Below are 18,508 nucleotides of genomic sequence, written 5' to 3' on the forward strand. Positions count from 1 at the left end.
GCCATTTTTATTGCAGCCCGCCCGGACGCATTGCGGCTTGCGATACATGGGTGATGAACAGCCTGGCCTCACTTCCCCATGGTTCCGCGGACTCGCGGGAGGGCAGGCCGGGCACCTTCCCCACGCTTCCCATGAACGCGATGGCACGCCGGCACTTTTGGAAGGTGATCATTGTGCTGTTCATCGTCTTGGGTGCTCTCTGGGTGGCGCCCCGGCTGTCCCGTCAGGAGTCCATGCCGTTCCGGCCAGAGTCCGCACCGGTGCCCTCCACCAAGCCTCTGCCAACGGATCCACCCGCCCGAACGCTGGACAATGCACCGAGCGCGCCGATTCATCAACAGCAGCCAAATCCCGCGCCGGACGCGAAGCAAGCTGCGGTCAAACTGAAGGCGCAGAAGGGCAAGGCATCTTTCTACGGCGCCATGTTTCACGGTCGTCCTACGGCCAGTGGCGAGCGGTATGATCAGAATTCCCTCACGGCAGCTCATCGCACCCTTCCCATGGGCACCCGCGTGAAGGTGAAAAATATGCGCAACGGCCGCGAGGTTGTGGTGCGCATCAACAATCGCGGACCCTATGTGAAAGGGCGCATCATTGATCTTTCGTCACGAGCCGCCAAGGACCTGCGGATGACCGGCGCTGGTGTGGTGGCCGTGGAGGTGACGGTGCTGCCGAAGGAAACGGTGCAGAAACCCGTCGAAGCGCTGCTCGCGAAAAAATAGGTGTGCCTTGTGCTCGTCCCTGCATTCCGGCTCAAGGGCCAACCTCATTCCGGGTTGCCATCGGGCATCTGCATTACCTGGATGGCGCCCTTCTTTGGCAAGGAGACGATCATTACTTCGGTCTTCGGTTTTTTGGAGTCGTCGTAGCGCGTGCGTTTCAGCCGCACATGCACGGTGTAACCTCCGATATTTTCGTAGCCCGGCTCTCGCGTGATGGCGATGCTGGCGAGCGGGTATCCGTGAAGTTTGGCTAGGTCTGCTTTTCCCAGTGACTCCTCGCGGTCAAAGGCATGAATCCGAAGCGAGGTCAGTTCATCTTTGTCAGCCGTGGCTGTGACTCGGACAGCACCGGTTTCCGGTGTTGCTTCCGCTTCGATCACGACAGACTGCCACGGGACGTGGTCTTCCTCGGAGGCAAGGGAGGAGGCGCCATTCAGAAACAGCAACAGCAACAACAGAATGCAGGTGAATGGCTTCATGGCGTGAAGTATGGCGCTACTGCTTCTTTCCCGTGAAGGGAAGGACTGACTTGCTGATGTCGATGAATGGGCCCAGCTCATACACGTTGGTGTAGCCGTAGCCATAGAGCGTGTTGAAGGTGAAAATGTTCAGCGAGAGCCGCACCCCCTTGCCGGGGAAGGCTTCCGGAGCCTTGTCGAAGTTGTTGTTGCAGTAGATCAGCACGCGAGTGATCTTTGAGGGAATGACCTTCGCCAGGTCAGCCTCGGTCATGTCAGGCAGGCTCAGGTTCTTGGCTCCCTTAATGTGGAGTTTGCCGTATTTTTCTGTGCTGCGGGCGTCGAGGATAATGGTGTCTGGATCCTGCATCATCTCGAGGAATTGCTTCTCGGTGATGCGGCGCTTTTCACGGAGTACGCCCACCTTGTCCGCATCCTTGAGGAAACCGGGATAGTCAATCTGAGGATTCGCGATGGCAGATGCCTTCTGCGCCGGTGACTTCTTTTCCGCTGCCTGGAACGCAGCAGTGAGGATCAGCAGGATGACTACGACGGAGCTGATGGTCTTCATGGTGCCAACCTGCGCCATGAGGCGTCAGGCTACCGTCAAGGCATTGTAAAAAATCGGGACGATAGCAGGGAGGATGTATTGCGGTCGGGCCGGAAGGCCCGCCCACTGTCAGGGCGGAAGCCCTAACCTCCTTGCCTTACTTGGGCCTCTGAGGCAGCGGTTCGGTCGACACGTACTTCGTGGGGTCTGGAACGCCAGCGTTGATGAAGGCCTCACGCCGCTCTACGCAGGTGCCGCAGGTACCACAGTGGATCTCGCCGCCTTTGTAGCAGCTCCACGTTTTTGCGTAATCGATGCCGAGTTTCACGCCACGCCGTACGATCTCGGCCTTGTCGTAATCGATGAACGGGCGCAGCAGATGGATGCCCACATACGTGCCACTGCGCATCGCATCCGACATGGCTTGCATGAAGGGTTCACGGCAATCCGGATAGATGGCGTGGTCCCCGCTGTGCGCGGCGATCACCAGTGCCTCCGCCCCGTGGCTCTCTGCCAGACCGCAGGCGATGGAGAGCATGATGCCATTGCGAAAGGGCACCACGGTGCGCTTCATGCTCGCCTCTTCATAGTGACCATCCGGAATCTCACCCCCGCTCTGCAGCAGGTCCGAGGTGAAGTGGCGGTTGATGAAGTCGAGGTGAATAACGTCGTGCTTCACCCCGAGCTGCGCCGCATGCCACTCCGCCATGGGAATCTCCTTCGCATTGTGCTTCGAGCCGTAGTCGAAACTGACTGCCGCAAGCACACCCTTTTCCTTCGCGGCCCAGTAGAGTGCCGTCACGGAATCCATGCCGCCGGAGAGAAGGACGAGAGTGCTCATATTCAGTAAGCGGTAGGTCAGTGATCAGTAGAACTGTGAACGAGGTGGAGGCTCTCAAATACTGAGTACTGATCCACTGAATACCGTTCACTGATGACTCTCAGTGATGATGACACCCACCTTCACAGATCGCCTCTTCCTCATCCGGCCAGTCTGGGAACTTGGCTTCGCAGGAGAGCGAGATGCCGCCTCGGGCGCCGAAGTCGCCACGGATGTGCATTTGCTTGGGCGCACAGGCTTTCACGAGGTCATCGAGAATGCGGTTCACGATCACTTCGTTGAAGGCGGGGAAGTTGCGGTAGGAGGCCAGGTAGAATTTGAAGGACTTGGTCTCGATGCAGAGCTTGTCAGGCACATACACAATCTCCAGATGTGCCGAGTCCGGCTGGCCGGTTACGGGGCAGAGCGAGGAGAACTCAGGCGCGCTGAGATTGATGCGGTAGTTGCGGCCCGGCGTGCGGTTTGGGAATACTTCCAACGTCGCTTCGTCAGGAGACGTGGGGAGCCGGTTCTCGGAGTGACCGAGCAGGGTCAGCGGGGCAGCTTTGGTCGCCGCTGGGGCGGGAGCCTTGCTCTTGTCCTTCTTCTTGTCTTTGCCTTTGTCTTTAGCCATGGCTCATGATGCCGCAGGGAGGGGAATTCTGCAATGGTACTTAGATTGCATCTGACGGGCGTCGCGCATCGTGGATGGCATCCGAGAGTTTCCGGATGAGCTTGTCGAGTTCTGGACTGTGAGGTTTGGGCAGAATTTTCAGGAGCTGCGTGTGGATGTTCTCTAGGAAGGCGAGGTTCTCGATGTCGAGCGTCGCGTAGGTCCAGAAGTTGGAGTACTGGCTGGCGACGGCCGGACTGTTGTATTGCTTGCTGATGCGGTCCCAGAGGTAGAGCGGAGGTTGGGACTCACAGGTGATGGTGTAGACGCGTGAGCCATCGTCCAACCGGCGCACATGGCTGACGGATTCCAGCCGTCGTGTGCCAAGACCAGCCTTCCAATAGGGGCGCCGCTCGCCGATGGGATAGATGAGGGGAGGGAAGAAGCCGGAGTGGGCGCTTGCTTCCGCATGAGGCGTCGTCGTCGAGCTGCAACTGGATAAGCCCAACATCAAGGCACCCCATGCCACCGCCACCCAGGTGAGGCAGGTAATTGGAAGTTTCATGGCAACCTCCGGGTGTTGTTCTGGCGGCGTGTCCGCCCTTCTGAAGAATATGACAGATCAGCCCCGGGGAATGTTCGGAGGACAGCAGTTGCTTTTGCTTCCGGAAGCCACACTGTCGTCGGCCGTCTTGCTGCTAGCTTCCCGCCTCGAAGCCCCCCTCCGCATGGGCATGCAGCCACTCCAGGGCCGTGCGGAACTCGGGATGAGTCACGGTTTTGATCCAGGCCTTCATTCCTTCAGGATCAACGACAGCCCACAGGCGCAGGCAACCGTAGGTGCGATCATCCATCGAGCCATCCACGGGATTTTCCTTTCCGGTCCAGACTTTCACGACGTGATCGATCGGGAACTGCGCGTCAGGATTGGTGGCGGCTTCCTTGATGAGCCAGTGCACCCCATGTCGCGCTGCCTCCGCGAAGTTGATGTCACCCCACTCTTCCATGTTCATGTAGTCCATTTGGTCATCGACCAAAGTAGGGAATGCCTCGATTGCCTCGATGATGGGTTGGCGGAATTCCGCAAGGGTGGCTACGCGATAAAACGCGTCGCGAGCGGCCTCGCTAAAACCCGACCGGCCACCGTGTTGAAGGGCGAATTCAAAGGCCACCTTTGGTTCCAAGACTATCCAACGTTCCAGGAATGAGGGCAGGGCTTCGTCGTAGTCGCCGGGTTTGTGCTCAGGTCTAGTGATGAGCCAACGTAAAATGGCTTCGCGCTGTTCAATGTTCGCGTAGGGCAGGAATTCACTGACATGGTCGGGGCGTTTTTCCCCCGGCAAAGAAACGAGCCACGTATACGCACCTTTTGGTGCGATGGCAGCCCAGGTATTGACGACCTTGTCCAGGTGGTTCGGCTGCGGTTGCGCCTCTGCCCATTTGATGATCTCCGATATGGCGCCTGGCTGGACCATCACCCAGCGCCGCAATCCGCAGATGACCGCAGCTTCATTGCGACGCGTCACCGCGCCATCCAGTAGAGCCGGGAAGGAAGTCGCAGGTGCCTCGAGCACCTGGCGAACAAAAGGATAGTCGATTTCGGGTGGCGGTGGTGTTGGCTCGGTGGTTGCGCTTGATGGAGCAGGCGTGGTCAGTGCCGAGTAGTCCGGTGGGGAATCCAGGTGAAACGCTTTTGCATAAGCTTGTGCATACTCCTTTTGCAGCGTGTTCTTGAGTTCTGTCGTAGCTCCTGACTGGAATAGGCCCTTTCTGAAGGCTTCAAAATCGCGCTCATCATGAACGATGCTCCCAGCTCTTAGCGAAGTCCGATTAGCTGGTGGAAGAATCTTTTGTGACCAATCGTCTTTGAAGTGATCGGAATCCACAGCTTGGGCAAACCAGTCCTTGATCAGAAGCCAGGCTGCTTGGGGGTCTTTCTTTGCCCAAGCCTCGATAAGCAGAGTACGTTGCAAACTTTTCTGGCGCATTTGCAGGCGGCAAAGCGCCTCAAAGGCGGGGGGAAATTGGTCAGCAGGCAGAGTCGCTAGATATCCTTCCAGCAGTGGATCCTGCAGCTCCCAGTAGTTTCCCGGGCAGAGGATCCATCGCATCGTGACCTCGTGTGAGGCGTCACGAGGTGGCACCTGCAGGTGAAGCGGTAGAGGCGGGGCCGAAGGTGCGTCTGATGAGCTTGCCTGGCCCGCTGCACTCGCCGTCAGTATTCCCATGAGCAGGATGAGCAACATCAAATGCGGATAGGCCCCGGTCTTCATAGGAATGGGTGGAGAGAATTCAGTTCCGCATCGCATTCGCCGGAGACATACGGGAGCCCAGCCAGGCGGGATAGAAACCACCCAGGGCACCTAGCGCAACGGCGACGAGCAGGGAAACTAGGAGCAGGCCCGGCGTGATGTCTGCTTCGATCTTGCCGCGCAGCCACGGGGTGGCCTGGATGAGTTTCGTGCCGACGACTCCGAGCATGCAACCGATGGCGCCACCAACAAAGCCGAGCACCACCGACTCCAGCAGGATCATGCGGCGGATGCGCGAACGTTTCCAGCCAATCGCGAGCAGCACGCCAATCTCATCGATCCGCTCGAAGACACTCATGAGGATGGTGTTCATCACGCCAACGGCTCCGACGATGAGGGCGATGAGTGAGGTGCCGATGCTCATGGCCTTGGCCAGTTGCACGCCCACGCTGTTCTGCGCGAGTGACCCAGCGCTGAAGGCACTGAAGCCGGGCATCATGGTCTTGATTTGGGTCTGCAACTCGGCGAGCTGTGCCTCCGTGGTGCCGGGCTCCAGGAAGACCTCGAAGAAGTTCACCTTGTCTTCGCGGTCGCTGAGTTCCTGCATGGCACGAAGGGGCAGGACAATGGAGCTGTTCTCCGCCATGGCTGGGCTGCTGTAGATGCCGACGACTTTATACTCCTTCGTTTCAATCTGCACCGTGTCACCCACGGTTTTGTGCAGGAGTTCGGCAGCAACTTCTCCGACATACGCGGCATCCATGGAGTCCGGTGCAGGAATGGCACCTTTCACCGTGCGCACCTTCTCCCATGATGGGGCTCCGGGTTCCCATCCAGCCACAATCATCGTGGGCGCGTCTTCGATGCTGTAGATGTCGCAAAGTGTTCCTGCGACGGTCTGCACATGAGGCAATGCACGCAGGGCAGTGATGTAGGTGTCGTCAAACGCCGCCGGCATGGCCCCGCGAATCTTGGACTGCGTGACGATGAGATCCACGCCGCGCGAGCGATACACGTTCGACCAGCTCAGCTCAAAACCCCACGCCAGACTCGTGAGTGCCACCACGGCCGCAATGCCGATGGCGATGCCCAGCAGCGTGAGCAGGCTGCGCGAAGGCCGCCGGAGCAGGTTCTTGAAGATGAGCGTGAGGAAAGCCATGCGCTCTGCTATGCAGCAGGTTTGTGATGCACTATCTCCTCGACGATTTCACCGTCCAGCATGCGCAGGCTGCGCTCGGCACGCGCGGCCACGGTGGGATCATGGGTGACCATGAGGATGGTCATTTTCTGTTTCTGATGCACTTCATCGAGTACCTCCAGAATCATCTGCGCGCTCTTGCTGTCGAGATTGCCGGTGGGTTCATCCGCGAGGAGGAAGCTCGGTTCATTCGCCAGGCTGCGTGCGATGGCCACGCGCTGGCGCTCGCCACCGGAGAGCTTGGCCGGCAGGTGATGCATGCGCGCCTTGAGCCCCATGGATTCCAGCAAGGTCTCCGCTCGTGCCTTGCGCTGCGGCCCTGTAAGCGAAGTCTCGAACATAGGCATCTGCACATTCTCCAAGGCGGAGAGTGTGGGCAGTAGGTGGAAGGATTGGAATACAAAGCCAATCACCTTGGAGCGGAAGCCTTCGGGGTCCTCCAGCTTCCGGAGATCGAAACCATTGATGCTCAACGTGCCCTCAAACTCATCATCGAGTGCGCCGATGAGCCGGAGCAGCGTGGATTTTCCAGAGCCACTTGGGCCGGTGATGGACACGAACTCGCCGCGTGCAATTGAGAAGGTCACTCCGCGCAGGGCCTGCACGGCGTCTTGATCATAGGAGCGCCGGAGGTCCCGCGCTTCGACCATGGGTGATTGCATGTGTAGGGTTCTACCAAAGCCGGGCCGAATCGGAAAGCAACGAAACCGCGAGGTCGGTCCGCTGCTTTCTGAACGGGGCCTGGCTTAGAACCGTCCCGCCAGCAACTCACGCTGGTAGATCAGCTCTTTGGGCAGGTGGTCGTAGAGGTCGAGGTAGAGCTCCTCGCTGGAGAGCAGCTCGGCGCGCAGTTCTTTGTGATCCACCCGCATGAGGTGCTCGAAGGTCTCGCGGGAGATGTGCTCCAGGCCTTTGAGATTGAGCTCCGAGTAGCGTGGCATCCAGCCGAGCTGCGTTTCATGTCCCGCGCCACGGCCGCGGCAGCGGTTCACGATCCACTCCAGCACGCGCATGTTCTCCCCGAAGCCGGGCCAGAGGAAGTTGCCGTCCTTGTCCTTGCGGAACCAGTTCACGTGAAACACGCGGGGCAGCTCGGGGATATGCTTTCGCATGAAGAGCCAGTGCTTGAAGTAGTCGCCCATATTGTACCCGCAGAAGGGCAGCATGGCCATGGGGTCGCGGCGCACCTTGCCAATGGTGCCTGCGGCGGCGGCGGTCATTTCGCTGCCCATGTTCGCGCCGATGAAGACCCCGTGCACCCAGTTGAAGGACTGGAACACGAGCGGCATGGTGGTGGCGCGTCGGCCGCCAAAGATGATGGCGTGAATGGGCACTCCTTCCGGCTTCTCCCAGTCCGGGTCGATGGTCGGGCACTGGCTCGCTGGCGCGGTGAAGCGTGAGTTCGGGTGCGCCGCCTTGCGACCGCAGTCGGGGGTCCAGTCCAGGCCGGTCCAGTCGGTGAGATGCGCGGGCGGATCGCTCAGACCCTCCCACCACACATCGCCGTCATCGGTGAGCGCCACGTTGGTGAAGATGGTGTTCGCCCGCATGGAGGACATCGCGTTCGGGTTGCTCTGCCAGGAGGTGCCGGGCGCCACACCGAAGTAACCGTACTCCGGATTGATGGCGTGCAGGCGTCCCGTGGGACCGGGACGCAGCCAGGCGATGTCATCCCCCACGGTCGTGACCTTCCAGCCTTCATAACCCTTCGGCGGCACGAGCATGGCGAAGTTCGTCTTGCCGCAGGCGGAGGGGAAGGCGGCCGCGACATAGGTCTTCTGGCCATCGGGCGATTCCACGGCGCTGATGAGCATGTGCTCGGCCATCCAGCCGTCATCACGGCCCATCACGCTGGCGATGCGCAGGGCGAGGCATTTTTTACCCAGCAGCGCGTTGCCACCGTAGCCGCTGCCGTAGCTCATGATGCTGCGTTCCTCGGGGAAATGGACGATGTATTTGTCCGGGTTGCACGGCCACTGCACGTCCTTCTCACCTTCCGCGAGTGGCTTGCCCACGCTGTGCAGGCACGGGACGAAGTCGCCATCTTCACCCAGCGCCTCCAGCACGGCGGTGCCCATGCGCGTCATGATACGCATGTTCACGGCGGCATAGGCGGAGTCGGTGAGTTGCACGCCGATGACGCTGAACTTCGAACCAATGGGCCCCATGCAGAAGGGCACCACGTACATGGTTCGGCCCTTCATGGAACCGCGGAAGCGCTCCTTGAGGAGCGCCTTCATTTCGAGTGGCACCATCCAGTTGTTGGTGGGACCGGCGTCTTTCTCCCGATGGGAGCAGATGAAGGTGCGGTCCTCCACGCGCGCCACGTCGTTGGGATCACTCCAGGCGAGATAGCTGTTGGGCCGCTTCTCCGGATTGAGGCGCTTGAAGGTGCCTGCCTGCACGAGCTCCTCACACAAGGTATCCCATTCCTCCTGTGTGCCGGTGCACCAGTGGATGCGGTCCGGCTGGGTGAGGGCGGCAGTCTCATCAATCCATTGCTGCAGACGAAGGTGTGTCATGAGTCGTGAAAGGGTTTGGTGGAAGTGATGCGGAAAAGGAATGGCGTGCAGACCGGTGAGGCTTGAGTGCCATCAAACAAACTTCACTGGCAAAGAACGGCTACACACCTACCGGGGAGAGCACGGCATTTCTTGTGATGGCACATTGCGAAAGCCCAGTTTTTGCCATTGGTCAATCAACGGTTGTCCAACAGCGTGAGACTGAAATTCTTTCCAATCCGGAGGATGTCTAAGATGCCTTGAGTGGGAATGTTTTCTCTACGGGTATAGCCCCCGTAGTTCCTTCGTCTCCGCCACACGCTGCACGCCGAGAGCCATGGCGGCGACGCGCTGAGGCAGGTCTTTCTGCTTCGCGAGTGTTTGCACTTCGCGGAAGCTGGCTGCGAGCATGGACTCGAGCTTTTGCAGCACCTCCTTCTCAGTCCAGGACATGTGCTGCAGCGCCTGCACCCACTCGAAGTAGGAAACGATGACGCCGCCGCTGTTGCACATGATGTCTGGAATCACAAAGATGTCGTCACGTGCCTCCAAGATGGCATCCGCCTCCGTGGTGGTGGGACCGTTGGCGCCTTCCGCGAGAACCTTGCAGCGGAGCTTGCTCGCGTTCTCCGCGGTGATCACCCGTTCCAAGGCAGCAGGAATGAGGATGTCGCACTCCAAGGTGAGGAGGTCTTCGGTGGGAATGGACTCGCCACCGGGGAAGCCGGCCACGCCACGATGCTCAATGGCGTACGGCATGAGCTGGCGGGTATCGAGGCCGTTGGCGTTGTACACCGCGCCGGTGGCATCTCCCACGGCGATGATCTTCGCACCGTTCATCGAGAGATTGCGCGCGGCGTAGCTGCCCACATTGCCGAAGCCTTGTAGTACCACGGTCGCGTCCTTCACCTGCATGCCCAGCTTTTCGATGGCCAGCATGGCGAGGAAGGCGACACCGTGGCCGGTGGCTTCGCGGCGTGCCTTGGAGCCGTAGAGACCCAGCGGCTTGCCGGTCACGATGCCTGGCTCCAGGGAGCCCACATGCACGGAGTAGGTGTCCACGATCCACGCCATCACCTGCTCATTCGTCCCCACGTCGGGGGCCATCACGTCGATCTGGGGGCCGATGAAGGGGATCATCTCCTGGGTGAAGCGCCGGGTCAGGCGCTCCAACTCGGGCAGGCTCATCCCTTGCGGATTGCACGCGATACCGCCCTTTCCGCCGCCGAAAGGCAGACCGGCGAGGGCGCACTTCCAGGTCATCCATGAGGCCAGCGCGGCCACTTCCCCGATGTCCACGGATGGGTGGTACCGCAGGCCGCCCTTCACAGGACCGCGGGAGAGATGGTGCTGCACCCGGTGGGCGAAGAACATCTGCAGCGAGCCGTCATCCATGCGGACGGGCACGGAGACGGAAATCAGCCTCTTGGGCCACTTGCAGCGTTCCCGGGTATCGGCTTTGAGGTTCAGGAAATCGGCAGCGCGGTCAAATTGCGCGGCGGCCTGTTTGAAGACCGGACTGGCCAGGAGCATTTCTTGCATGGCGCGGATGGGGCTGACTTTGGCAGATTATCCCTGCCACCCCACCTCGGGCAAGCGCGCGATCACATTTCGCACCCTCCTGAAGTATCAGACTGCGTTACCTGTCGTGCAAAAAAGCGGGCGTCCCAGTTGCCCAGGACGCCCACCGAAACAATTCCCTCCCCAATACCAAAAAAGCAGGGAATTAATTTCTATGCGCATATTATGTCTTCCATCTCACCAGTGATGGAGCCATGACCAGAGGTTACCCTCTGAATACGGCATGAGGTAAGACGACGATGAATGAACTTTCTTATATAGGTAACTTTGCGTAGGGTGAAAAAGGTTCCGGCTTGCCTTCAAAGACACGGGCAGGCATGATGGCCCGGCACGTGCTTTTCTTTGGAAAATATGGTCAGCCTTCCCTCAGAAACCTGGAAGAGAGTGACAGAAGCCTCGCGCTTGATTCATGCTCACGGGCACGGTGAGCTGTCCGGCAGGCTTTTCGAAGCGGCGGAGATGCTCTTTGAGGGCATCTGCTGTGCCTTTGAAATCTATGGGCCAGATGGGTCTCATCTGATTTGGGAGAATGTCCCTTTCCCGGAAGCGAAGCGTGAGGCCATCCAGCAGCGCGTGGGTGAGCTGGTGCCGTTTGAGCATCCGGCATTCCCATACCTGATGGAAGGCAGCCGCTCCTGCATGCGCATGAGCGACCTCATCAGCCAGCGGGAACTGAAAAAGACCCATCTGTACAATGAAGTCTTCTGCGAAGCGGAGGTGAAGCACCAGATTGTGATTCCCCTTCATGCCAGCAATGGCGTTGGTGGGATGACCCTCAATCGTGGCGGACGCGACTATTCAGAGGAGGATCTCTTCGTTGCGTCCCTGCTGGCTCCCCATGTGATCACGGCCTACGAGTCAAACCTCCTGCTCAAGGAAGTGGCGCCCAAGAAAGAAAAGAAGATGAAGCTGGACTACACCAAGCTGCGGGAGCTGGGACTGACCCGCCGCGAGAGTGAGGTGATGTCCTGGATGGTGGAGGGCAAGCGCGACAGTGAGATCGGTACCATCTTGAGCATCAGCGTACGCACGGCCAATGTGCACGTGCGTAACATCCTGACCAAGCTCGGTGTCGAGACCCGGACCACCGCCGTGGCCCACGTGATGAACGAAGGTCTGCTCTGACCCCGGACGTCGGCAGCGCGGTCTAAGAAACACGCCTGCTTGCACATGGCGGCATAGGGTGGATGGGTATTCTCCCCTCACGTGTCCTCACCGCGCCGCACCCAGTTCTTCCTCATCTTTGCCACCATCCTGCTAAGCACCATCGGCTTTGGTGTGTGCATTCCGGTGCTCCCGCTGTATGCCCAGCAGTTTCAGGCGAGCAATTTTGAGAACGGACTGCTCACGGGCATCTTCTCGCTCATGGTGGTGATCGGTTCGCCGCTGTGGGGAAGGCTGTCTGATCGCGTGGGCAGAAGGCCCGTGCTGCTCATCAGCATCCTCGGCTCGGCGTTGGGCTATTTCATCATGGGCCACGGACACTCGCTGGCCATGCTCTTCGTGGGACGCATCATCGATGGCGCTTCGGGTGGCAATGTCTCCTGCGCCCAGGCGTACATTGCGGACATCACGAAGCCCGAGGAACGCTCTCGAGCCATGGGCATGATTGGCGCGGCCTTCGGCCTTGGCTTTGTGATTGGGCCGGCGCTGGGTGGTTATCTTGCGGGGATTGATCCTAGTGCGCCCTTCTATGCCGTGGGTGTGCTGTGCCTGCTCAACGCGCTGTTTGTGTATACCTCCCTGCCGGAGAGCCTGGGCCCGGAGAAACGAGGACAGCATCGGGAAAAGCAGCCTCTCTCCACCGTGCTGGCCCATGCGGATGCGCCGCTGTATCTCAGCACCGCCTCCTGTTACCTCGTGAATCTCATTGCGTTCGCGATCATGACGCAGGTCTTCTCACTCTTCGCGAATCACCGCTTTGGCATGAATGAACGGCAGGTGGGGCACGTGATGGCGGTGATAGGTCTGGTGGGAGTCTTGATGCAGGGTGTGGTTGTGCGGCGACTGCTGCCCATTTTGGGCGAAGTAAAAATGGCGCGCACCGGCTTTGTCTGCCTGTTGTTTGCGTTCTCCCTCTTTCCCCTGGTGGGACACGACTGGCGGCTCTATGCGCTGAGTTGCTTCGTGGCCATGGGCAATGCGCTGGTGCAGCCCACGCTCAATGGCATTGCCTCCCAGAGTGTCTCTGCCCGATGGCAGGGCAGTGCGATGGGCTTCATGCAATCCGCCGGGAGCATGGGGCGCTTCCTCGGCGCCACCGTCGGCGGTTGGCTGCTGACGTTTGATGAAGGTCTGCCGCACTACGGCCGCACCCCGTTCTGGGTGGCTGCGGCGCTTATGGTGTTCACGCTGGCGATTGGAATAAGACTGCGACAGCCCGTGATGAGAGAGGTGTCAGTGTCCACGGTGCCGCCAGTGGCATGACTCGCGAAGTCGCGTTTCATCGAAACAAAAAGCCCGACCAACGGTGCGCTCTTGGTGCGCTACCACGGGCCGGGCTATTGTTCGGGGGGAAGAATTTTTATCGAAGGGGGAAGCGTGGCGCGTAAGTGCGCTCTTGTTGATTGTTAATTTTTGCCGATCATTTCCAAAACCCGGGAGACCTTCACTCCGAGGCGAATGGCAATGATGTCAGGGGCTTTCCCATTGGCATGAAGGCGTCGCACTTCCTTCACCAAGGGGGACACGGTAACTGATGAGGGGCTCTTGGTTTTCATGTGTGATCCTCGTTCAACAGGGTACGTCTGTGCACTGGTGAACATCATGTAAATACAGACCTCTGGCGAAACGCGGCGTTCAGCCAAAACGATGTATTTGAGAGAGGCGAAGGTGTGCCCACTAATGATTGTGATAAGAAATAACGATAAGGGCAGGTCCTTGGGTGGGAAAGTTCAACTAATGCCCTGAGAACTTGAGTAGGAAAATGCAAGCGACCGAGTGCTGGGAAGGATGCTATTGAATTCTCCATCGAGTTGTTAGACACTTCATTCATGAAGCTCTCGTTTTTCCTGCTCGGGGACTTTGCGGACTTGTTCCAAGACCACCATGCCTCTCTGTGAACAATGCCAGGAAAATGAAGCGCTCGTGTTCATCACGCAGATCATTCATGGACACGTGACGAAGATGGCCTTCTGCACACCGTGCGCTGAAGCCAAAGGGATACTTCCCACTGGGAATCCGCCCACATTCAAACTGCCTCCAGAACTGGAGGCATGGGGACTGCCCACCCTCTCACGGGAAGAGGTGATACGAGCGATGGGCATGGATCCGGAGGCGTTGATGGCGAAGGAATCGGCGGAAATTCTTGATCTCCCGGAGGATGCGCCCACCGAAGTGACACTACCAGAGAACATGACCGTGCGGGAGTTGGCAGAGGCCCTGCATGCCAACTGGCACCAAGTGGTCTACGTCCTGATGCAGCACGGAAAGTTTACCCAGCCACATCACGAGATCGATTTCGCCACCGCCTCGCTGGTGTGCGAGCAGTTTGCGGTGGTAGCACGGAGGGCGTGAACTTGCTACTCACCCTTCCCGGTGTCCGGATCCGCTTCGTTCTCTTCCGCAGGACGTTCCACGTCCTTCTCCAATTCTTCATCTTCGTCGGGGCGGCCGTCGGGTTCGATGTGATGATGGTGGGCATGCATGCTCATGCCTCCTGAATCGCATGCCGCGCGTGAAATGCCGGACGCACCTGCTTGTGTGTACGCGGGACCTGTGAATACTCCGTCGCATGATGCGCTCCCGACTGCTTCCTGTATTTGCCGGTGCCCTGCTCTGTGCTGCTCCGGTTACCACCTTCGCTGCGGACGTTGCGAAGCCTGCCACTACCGAGCCCACGAATGCCAAGGAGTCTGCTGACAAGAAGGCAGAACAGGATGCCAAGCGGGACGCGGACTACGCGGCGTTGGTGGCCAAGCTGCCACCGGAGGAGCAGGCCTGGGAAAAGACACTGCAGGAGAATCTGGGAAACTTCTACCTGCCGATTCACAAGACCGAGCGCACCCAGAACCGCCGCAATGCCTGGGAGTTTGTGAAGGATGACCCGGCGCTGCCCCGCGTGCTGCTCATCGGTGATTCGGTATCACGCGGCTACACGTTGGCAACGCGGGATGCGCTGAAGGGAAAGGCTAACGTCCACCGCGCTCCGGAGAACTGCGGCCCCACGGCCAATGGATTGAAGAAGCTGGACATCTGGCTCGGCACCGGGAAGTGGGATGTGATTCACTTCAACTTCGGCATCCACGACCGAGCCACCCCACCGGCGGACTACGAGAAGCGGCTGGAGGAAATCGTGGCGCGCCTGCAGAAAACCGGGGCCAGGCTCATCTGGGCCAGTACGACTCCCATTCCCGCTGACGCGGCGAAGAAACAGGACCCTGCTTCCATCGTGGAGCGCAATGCCATCGCGGCCCGGGTAATGGAGAAGCACGGCGCGGCAGTGGACGATTTGTTCGGGTATATCACACCTCATCTTGCCACGGCGCAGAATCCCAATGATGTGCACTTCAACGCGAAGGGGTATGACATGCTGGGCGGGCAGGTGGCGGCTTCCATCCAGCAGGCGCTACAGGGAAAGCCCTAGCAGGGATCCGCTCGCAGAGGTCCCCGTCGTCCGCTAGAATTCAGGTGCGCCCATGATTCTGGAAATGCTGACCTCTCCGCAGGAAGACTTGCGCGTGGTCATTGATACCATTCCAGCGTTGGTGTGGAGTGCGTTGCCGGACGGGCAAATTGACTACTTGAACCGGCAATGGCTGGAGTACACCGGCCTCTCCCTGAAAGAGGCCAGTGGCTGGGGCTGGCAGCGGGCCATCCATCCGGAGGACCTCGCCGGCCTCATGGTCTACTGGAAGTCCATTCTCACCGCAGGAGTCATGGGTGAGTATGAGGCGCGGCTGCGCAGGCATGACGGCGCCTACCGGTGCTTCCTCTTCCGCGGAGTGCCGCTGCATGGTGCATCAGGTGCGGTCATCAAATGGTACGGTACCAATACCGATGTGGAGGAACTGCGGTACTCCAAACATCTGGCTCGCGGTCAGACGGAGGCCCTGACCCAGACGCTGGCGGCGCTTGCACGGGAGTCCCATCCGGACCGCCTGCTGGAGCATGTGCTGCGCACCATTGGAGATCGCTTGGGGGCACACAGCATCGGCGTGTGGGAAATGAATCCTTCCACGGAAAAGGTGGAGTTGGTGGGGAATTGTGAGGGCGGCCGGTTGGACATGAATCCCGTGCCGGAAGGGGCCAGTGTCATGCAGCCGCCTTCTGGAAGCGAGGCGCATCCGGTGTGGACGGAATTCTTCACGCGTGGCTGGCATTGTGTGGCGGGGAAGTTCGAGAACGGCGGAGCCAAGGTCCGCACGCTCGATGGCACCAATGGTCCCTGGTATGACTGGAGCGCGGAGGCAGTGGCAAATCCCATGGTGCCGGTGCTCATGGAGCGATTGAAGAGCAAGGGGGTCACGTCCACACTTTCAGTACCCATGTTTGTGGCGGGAGCGGTGAAGGGGTTTTTGAGCATTCGTTTCAGCAAGGAGCCCGACTTTCATTGCGATGAGATTGAGCTGGCGACAGCGCTCGCGAACCAGGCCATGCTGGCCATCCAGCTCATGAAGCTCTCGCGGGAGAGTCGCCGCCTCGCCGTGGTGGCGGAGCGAAATCGCATGGCTCGCGAACTGCATGATACGCTTGCCCAGGGCATCACCGGCGTGCTGGTACAACTGGAGGCGGCAGAGGATGCTTCAGGGCGGCAGCTTACTGAAGCAGTGCAACATCACCTCAAACGGGCGCGCGAACTGGCACGTGAAAGCCTGCGGGAGGCGCGGCGTTCGGTGCACGGCATGCGATCCCAGGCGCTGGAGCAGCAGTCGCTGTGTGATGCCCTGGGCAGTCTGTTCAAGAGCATGACGGAAGGCACCGCACTACGGGCGCGGTTTGAACTGCGTGGCACGCCTTGGGAAATGCGACCGCGCTGGGAGGATAACCTGCTCCGCATGGTGCAGGAGATCCTGACCAACACCCTCCGCCATGCCCAGGCCACCCAGTTCCACGCAAGGCTCACCTACACGCCTGCGCGGTTGCGGCTGCAACTGCATGACAACGGCCGGGGATTCAACACCAGGGAAAGCCATGATGGTTTTGGACTTGTCGGCATCCGCGAGCGGGTGGAGACCATGCATGGTCACATCTCCATCCGCAGCAAGGAGGGGAGGGGCACGGCCATCGGCATTTGCATTCCGGAGGAGAAGCCGGATAGCGAAGCGCAGACGTAGTGAATGATGTCCAATGCACTCCAGCAAGCCCTCTCTCTCCACGAACTCCAAACTTCGTGTGCTCGTGGTGGACGATCATGTGACCGTGCTGGAGGGACTCGCGGCGATCATCGGCCGCCAGGAGGACATGAGCGTGGTGGCAGAGGCTTCCACCGGGCATCATGCGGTGGAGCTGTGGAAGATTCACCGGCCGGACGTAATCCTCGTGGACATTCGCATGCCGCAGATGGACGGCGTGGAGGTCATCGAGGCCATCCGCAGGCTGGACGGGGATGCTCGCATCGTCGTGCTGACCACGGTGGACACGGACAACGAAGTATACCGTGCCGTGCGTGCCGGGGCGAAGGCATATCTCTTGAAGGACTGCCCGCGGGAAGAACTGGTGGAGACCATCCGTCGTGTGCATCGCGGCGAGACATGTCTGGCGCCCTCCGTAGTGGCGAAGCTGGCAGCTGGCGTGAGCAGCGATCCTCTGACACCCCGTGAGCTGGAGGTGCTGCAGCTTCTGGCGCAGGGCTACAGCAACAAGGAAATCGCCACGAAGCTCTTTATCAGCGAGCCCACGGTGAAGACACACCTGCGCAGTGTGTTTTCAAAACTGGATGTGCTAAGTCGGACAGAGGCCATTGCCGTGGCTAGCCAGCGCGGGTTGGTGAAGTTGTAGTCACGCCTCCTCATCCAAAAGGATGAGGCCGGCGTCATTCCTTTGGGCAAAGGGAATACCATTCCCCCGCAACGTGGCGCTGGTGTGAAAATCGTGACACCCTTGAGCACGATGCTGGACAGAGATTCCGGCATTTCACCCACTCATACTCATTCACCCCATCTTCACCTCGAAGTCACAGCCATGAGTCCTTATCACAAGCTTTACACTCCTGAAGACAGTGCGGTCGTGTTCATCGATCACCAGCCGCAGATGACCTTCGGTGTGGCGAACATTGATCGCGCCACGCTCATCAACAATGTCACGCTGCTGGCCAAGGTTGCGAAGGAGTTCAACGTGCCCGCCGTGCTCACCGCGGTGGAGACGGAATCCTTCAGCGGCTATGTCTGGCCACAGCTCCTGGATGTCTTCCCCGGACAGAACGTGGTGGAGCGCACCTCCATGAACTCGTGGGATGATGAAGGCTTCCGCAAGGCAATCGAAGCGACAGGCCGCAAGAACATCCTCATGACCGGTCTCTGGACGGAAGTGTGCGTGACGTGGCCCACGATCGAGATGCTGGGCGCAGGCTACAACATTTACGTGGTGGAAGATTGCTGCGGCGCTACCTCCCCGGCGGCGCATGAAGCAGCGCTCTCCCGCATGGTACAGGCCGGTGCGGTGCGGGTGACGACCATTCCTGCTCTGCTCGAGTGGCAGCGCGACTGGGCGAAGCGCGAGCACTACAACAATCTCATGGGCCTCATCAAGGGTCAGGGCGGCGCATACGGCGTGGGCGTGGAATATGCCTACACGATGGTGCACAAGGCGCCGCAGTCGGCCATCAAGCCCCAGGTGGTGCCGCAGAAGGCGGCTCACTGAACCGAACAACTTC

Annotated in this window: 20 protein-coding genes; 8 read left to right on the plus strand and 12 right to left on the minus strand. The window is 59.6% G+C overall.

Going from position 1 to position 18,508, the window contains the following annotated elements:
• Nucleotides 1-53: 53 nt before the first annotated feature.
• Nucleotides 54-722 (plus strand): septal ring lytic transglycosylase RlpA family protein, encoded by a 669-nt coding sequence (locus G5S37_RS02705; protein ID WP_206026282.1) that lies wholly within the window; start codon nucleotides 54-56, stop codon nucleotides 720-722.
• Between the two features lie 44 nt (nucleotides 723-766).
• On the opposite strand, the gene G5S37_RS02710 is transcribed toward G5S37_RS02705, so the two are convergent.
• From G5S37_RS02710 to G5S37_RS02760, 10 genes are all read right to left on the minus strand, one after another.
• Complete coding sequence (locus tag G5S37_RS02710; RefSeq protein WP_165200547.1) at nucleotides 767-1,201, minus strand: hypothetical protein; 435 nt, start codon at nucleotides 1,199-1,201, stop codon at nucleotides 767-769.
• Nucleotides 1,202-1,217: 16 nt separating this feature from the next.
• On the minus strand, nucleotides 1,218-1,751 hold the full coding sequence (locus G5S37_RS02715; protein ID WP_165200550.1) for a rhodanese-like domain-containing protein: 534 nt from the start codon (nucleotides 1,749-1,751) through the stop codon (nucleotides 1,218-1,220).
• 136 nt (nucleotides 1,752-1,887) lie between these two features.
• Complete coding sequence (gene queC / locus G5S37_RS02720; protein ID WP_165200553.1) at nucleotides 1,888-2,571, minus strand: 7-cyano-7-deazaguanine synthase QueC; 684 nt, start codon at nucleotides 2,569-2,571, stop codon at nucleotides 1,888-1,890.
• 100 nt (nucleotides 2,572-2,671) lie between these two features.
• Entirely contained in the window at nucleotides 2,672-3,184 is a 513-nt protein-coding gene (queF, locus tag G5S37_RS02725) for a preQ(1) synthase (RefSeq protein WP_165200556.1), read from the minus strand.
• A gap of 40 nt (nucleotides 3,185-3,224) precedes the next feature.
• Complete coding sequence (locus tag G5S37_RS02730) at nucleotides 3,225-3,728, minus strand: hypothetical protein (protein ID WP_165200559.1); 504 nt, start codon at nucleotides 3,726-3,728, stop codon at nucleotides 3,225-3,227.
• 133 nt (nucleotides 3,729-3,861) lie between these two features.
• Nucleotides 3,862-5,436: a hypothetical protein gene (locus G5S37_RS02735; RefSeq protein ID WP_165200562.1), complete on the minus strand. Its 1,575-nt coding sequence runs from the start codon at nucleotides 5,434-5,436 to the stop codon at nucleotides 3,862-3,864.
• A gap of 19 nt (nucleotides 5,437-5,455) precedes the next feature.
• Nucleotides 5,456-6,574, minus strand: a complete 1,119-nt coding sequence (locus G5S37_RS02740; RefSeq protein WP_165200565.1) for an ABC transporter permease — start codon at nucleotides 6,572-6,574, stop codon at nucleotides 5,456-5,458.
• 8 nt (nucleotides 6,575-6,582) lie between these two features.
• Nucleotides 6,583-7,275: an ABC transporter ATP-binding protein gene (locus tag G5S37_RS02745; RefSeq protein WP_165200568.1), complete on the minus strand. Its 693-nt coding sequence runs from the start codon at nucleotides 7,273-7,275 to the stop codon at nucleotides 6,583-6,585.
• 84 nt (nucleotides 7,276-7,359) lie between these two features.
• On the minus strand, nucleotides 7,360-9,135 hold the full coding sequence (locus tag G5S37_RS02750; protein WP_165200571.1) for a phosphoenolpyruvate carboxykinase (GTP): 1,776 nt from the start codon (nucleotides 9,133-9,135) through the stop codon (nucleotides 7,360-7,362).
• A 258-nt stretch (nucleotides 9,136-9,393) separates the two neighbouring features.
• Entirely contained in the window at nucleotides 9,394-10,656 is a 1,263-nt protein-coding gene (locus G5S37_RS02760; protein WP_165200577.1) for a Glu/Leu/Phe/Val dehydrogenase, read from the minus strand.
• A gap of 390 nt (nucleotides 10,657-11,046) precedes the next feature.
• Between G5S37_RS02760 and G5S37_RS32635 the strand changes: the two genes are divergently transcribed.
• Both G5S37_RS32635 and G5S37_RS02770 read left to right on the plus strand, forming a co-directional pair.
• A complete protein-coding gene (locus tag G5S37_RS32635; RefSeq protein ID WP_276617017.1) occupies nucleotides 11,047-11,820 on the plus strand; it encodes a helix-turn-helix transcriptional regulator in 774 nt (257 codons plus the stop codon).
• Nucleotides 11,821-11,901: 81 nt separating this feature from the next.
• The gene (locus tag G5S37_RS02770; RefSeq protein ID WP_165200583.1) at nucleotides 11,902-13,122 is read left to right on the plus strand and encodes an MFS transporter; all 1,221 of its coding nucleotides are present in this window, start codon (nucleotides 11,902-11,904) and stop codon (nucleotides 13,120-13,122) included.
• A 143-nt stretch (nucleotides 13,123-13,265) separates the two neighbouring features.
• Here the strand turns inward: G5S37_RS02770 and G5S37_RS32195 are convergent, their stop codons facing one another.
• Nucleotides 13,266-13,415 carry a hypothetical protein gene (locus G5S37_RS32195; protein ID WP_206026283.1) on the minus strand — a complete coding sequence of 50 codons (150 nt, stop codon included), beginning with the start codon at nucleotides 13,413-13,415 and terminating at the stop codon, nucleotides 13,266-13,268.
• Nucleotides 13,416-13,743: 328 nt separating this feature from the next.
• Between G5S37_RS32195 and G5S37_RS02775 the strand changes: the two genes are divergently transcribed.
• The gene (locus G5S37_RS02775; RefSeq protein ID WP_165200586.1) at nucleotides 13,744-14,211 is read left to right on the plus strand and encodes a translation initiation factor IF-2 N-terminal domain-containing protein; all 468 of its coding nucleotides are present in this window, start codon (nucleotides 13,744-13,746) and stop codon (nucleotides 14,209-14,211) included.
• A gap of 5 nt (nucleotides 14,212-14,216) precedes the next feature.
• Here the strand turns inward: G5S37_RS02775 and G5S37_RS32640 are convergent, their stop codons facing one another.
• A complete protein-coding gene (locus tag G5S37_RS32640) occupies nucleotides 14,217-14,348 on the minus strand; it encodes a hypothetical protein (RefSeq protein ID WP_276617018.1) in 132 nt (43 codons plus the stop codon).
• 80 nt (nucleotides 14,349-14,428) lie between these two features.
• Here G5S37_RS32640 and G5S37_RS02780 point away from each other — a divergent pair, with 80 nt between their 5' ends.
• The 4 genes from G5S37_RS02780 to G5S37_RS02795 all read left to right on the plus strand — a co-directional run bounded on the left by G5S37_RS02780 (nucleotide 14,429) and on the right by G5S37_RS02795 (nucleotide 18,495).
• On the plus strand, nucleotides 14,429-15,280 hold the full coding sequence (locus G5S37_RS02780) for an SGNH/GDSL hydrolase family protein (RefSeq protein ID WP_206026284.1): 852 nt from the start codon (nucleotides 14,429-14,431) through the stop codon (nucleotides 15,278-15,280).
• Between the two features lie 64 nt (nucleotides 15,281-15,344).
• Nucleotides 15,345-16,970 carry a histidine kinase gene (locus G5S37_RS02785; RefSeq protein ID WP_206026285.1) on the plus strand — a complete coding sequence of 542 codons (1,626 nt, stop codon included), beginning with the start codon at nucleotides 15,345-15,347 and terminating at the stop codon, nucleotides 16,968-16,970.
• 13 nt (nucleotides 16,971-16,983) lie between these two features.
• Nucleotides 16,984-17,634, plus strand: a complete 651-nt coding sequence (locus G5S37_RS02790; RefSeq protein WP_165200592.1) for a response regulator transcription factor — start codon at nucleotides 16,984-16,986, stop codon at nucleotides 17,632-17,634.
• Between the two features lie 183 nt (nucleotides 17,635-17,817).
• Nucleotides 17,818-18,495 carry a hydrolase gene (locus G5S37_RS02795; RefSeq protein ID WP_165200595.1) on the plus strand — a complete coding sequence of 226 codons (678 nt, stop codon included), beginning with the start codon at nucleotides 17,818-17,820 and terminating at the stop codon, nucleotides 18,493-18,495.
• The last annotated feature ends 13 nt before the right edge of the window (nucleotides 18,496-18,508 follow it).

The organism is Roseimicrobium sp. ORNL1 (genome assembly GCF_011044495.1).
Lineage (GTDB): Bacteria > Verrucomicrobiota > Verrucomicrobiia > Verrucomicrobiales > Verrucomicrobiaceae > Roseimicrobium.

What these genes read in the sequence shown, in the direction of transcription:
- G5S37_RS32640 (WP_276617018.1), bottom strand. Translation starts at nt 14,348, where the DNA reads ATGAGCATGCATGCCCACCATCATCACATCGAACCCGACGGCCGCCCC.
- G5S37_RS32635 (WP_276617017.1), top strand. Translation starts at nt 11,047, where the DNA reads ATGGTCAGCCTTCCCTCAGAAACCTGGAAGAGAGTGACAGAAGCCTCG.
- G5S37_RS02795 (WP_165200595.1), top strand. Translation starts at nt 17,818, where the DNA reads ATGAGTCCTTATCACAAGCTTTACACTCCTGAAGACAGTGCGGTCGTG.
- G5S37_RS02760 (WP_165200577.1), bottom strand. Translation starts at nt 10,656, where the DNA reads ATGCAAGAAATGCTCCTGGCCAGTCCGGTCTTCAAACAGGCCGCCGCG.
- G5S37_RS02790 (WP_165200592.1), top strand. Translation starts at nt 16,984, where the DNA reads ATGCACTCCAGCAAGCCCTCTCTCTCCACGAACTCCAAACTTCGTGTG.
- G5S37_RS02750 (WP_165200571.1), bottom strand. Translation starts at nt 9,135, where the DNA reads ATGACACACCTTCGTCTGCAGCAATGGATTGATGAGACTGCCGCCCTC.
- G5S37_RS02785 (WP_206026285.1), top strand. Translation starts at nt 15,345, where the DNA reads ATGCTGACCTCTCCGCAGGAAGACTTGCGCGTGGTCATTGATACCATT.
- G5S37_RS02780 (WP_206026284.1), top strand. Translation starts at nt 14,429, where the DNA reads ATGATGCGCTCCCGACTGCTTCCTGTATTTGCCGGTGCCCTGCTCTGT.
- G5S37_RS32195 (WP_206026283.1), bottom strand. Translation starts at nt 13,415, where the DNA reads ATGAAAACCAAGAGCCCCTCATCAGTTACCGTGTCCCCCTTGGTGAAG.
- G5S37_RS02710 (WP_165200547.1), bottom strand. Translation starts at nt 1,201, where the DNA reads ATGAAGCCATTCACCTGCATTCTGTTGTTGCTGTTGCTGTTTCTGAAT.
- queC (WP_165200553.1), bottom strand. Translation starts at nt 2,571, where the DNA reads ATGAGCACTCTCGTCCTTCTCTCCGGCGGCATGGATTCCGTGACGGCA.
- queF (WP_165200556.1), bottom strand. Translation starts at nt 3,184, where the DNA reads ATGGCTAAAGACAAAGGCAAAGACAAGAAGAAGGACAAGAGCAAGGCT.
- G5S37_RS02745 (WP_165200568.1), bottom strand. Translation starts at nt 7,275, where the DNA reads ATGCAATCACCCATGGTCGAAGCGCGGGACCTCCGGCGCTCCTATGAT.
- G5S37_RS02740 (WP_165200565.1), bottom strand. Translation starts at nt 6,574, where the DNA reads ATGGCTTTCCTCACGCTCATCTTCAAGAACCTGCTCCGGCGGCCTTCG.
- G5S37_RS02775 (WP_165200586.1), top strand. Translation starts at nt 13,744, where the DNA reads ATGCCTCTCTGTGAACAATGCCAGGAAAATGAAGCGCTCGTGTTCATC.
- G5S37_RS02735 (WP_165200562.1), bottom strand. Translation starts at nt 5,436, where the DNA reads ATGAAGACCGGGGCCTATCCGCATTTGATGTTGCTCATCCTGCTCATG.
- G5S37_RS02715 (WP_165200550.1), bottom strand. Translation starts at nt 1,751, where the DNA reads ATGAAGACCATCAGCTCCGTCGTAGTCATCCTGCTGATCCTCACTGCT.
- G5S37_RS02730 (WP_165200559.1), bottom strand. Translation starts at nt 3,728, where the DNA reads ATGAAACTTCCAATTACCTGCCTCACCTGGGTGGCGGTGGCATGGGGT.
- G5S37_RS02705 (WP_206026282.1), top strand. Translation starts at nt 54, where the DNA reads ATGAACAGCCTGGCCTCACTTCCCCATGGTTCCGCGGACTCGCGGGAG.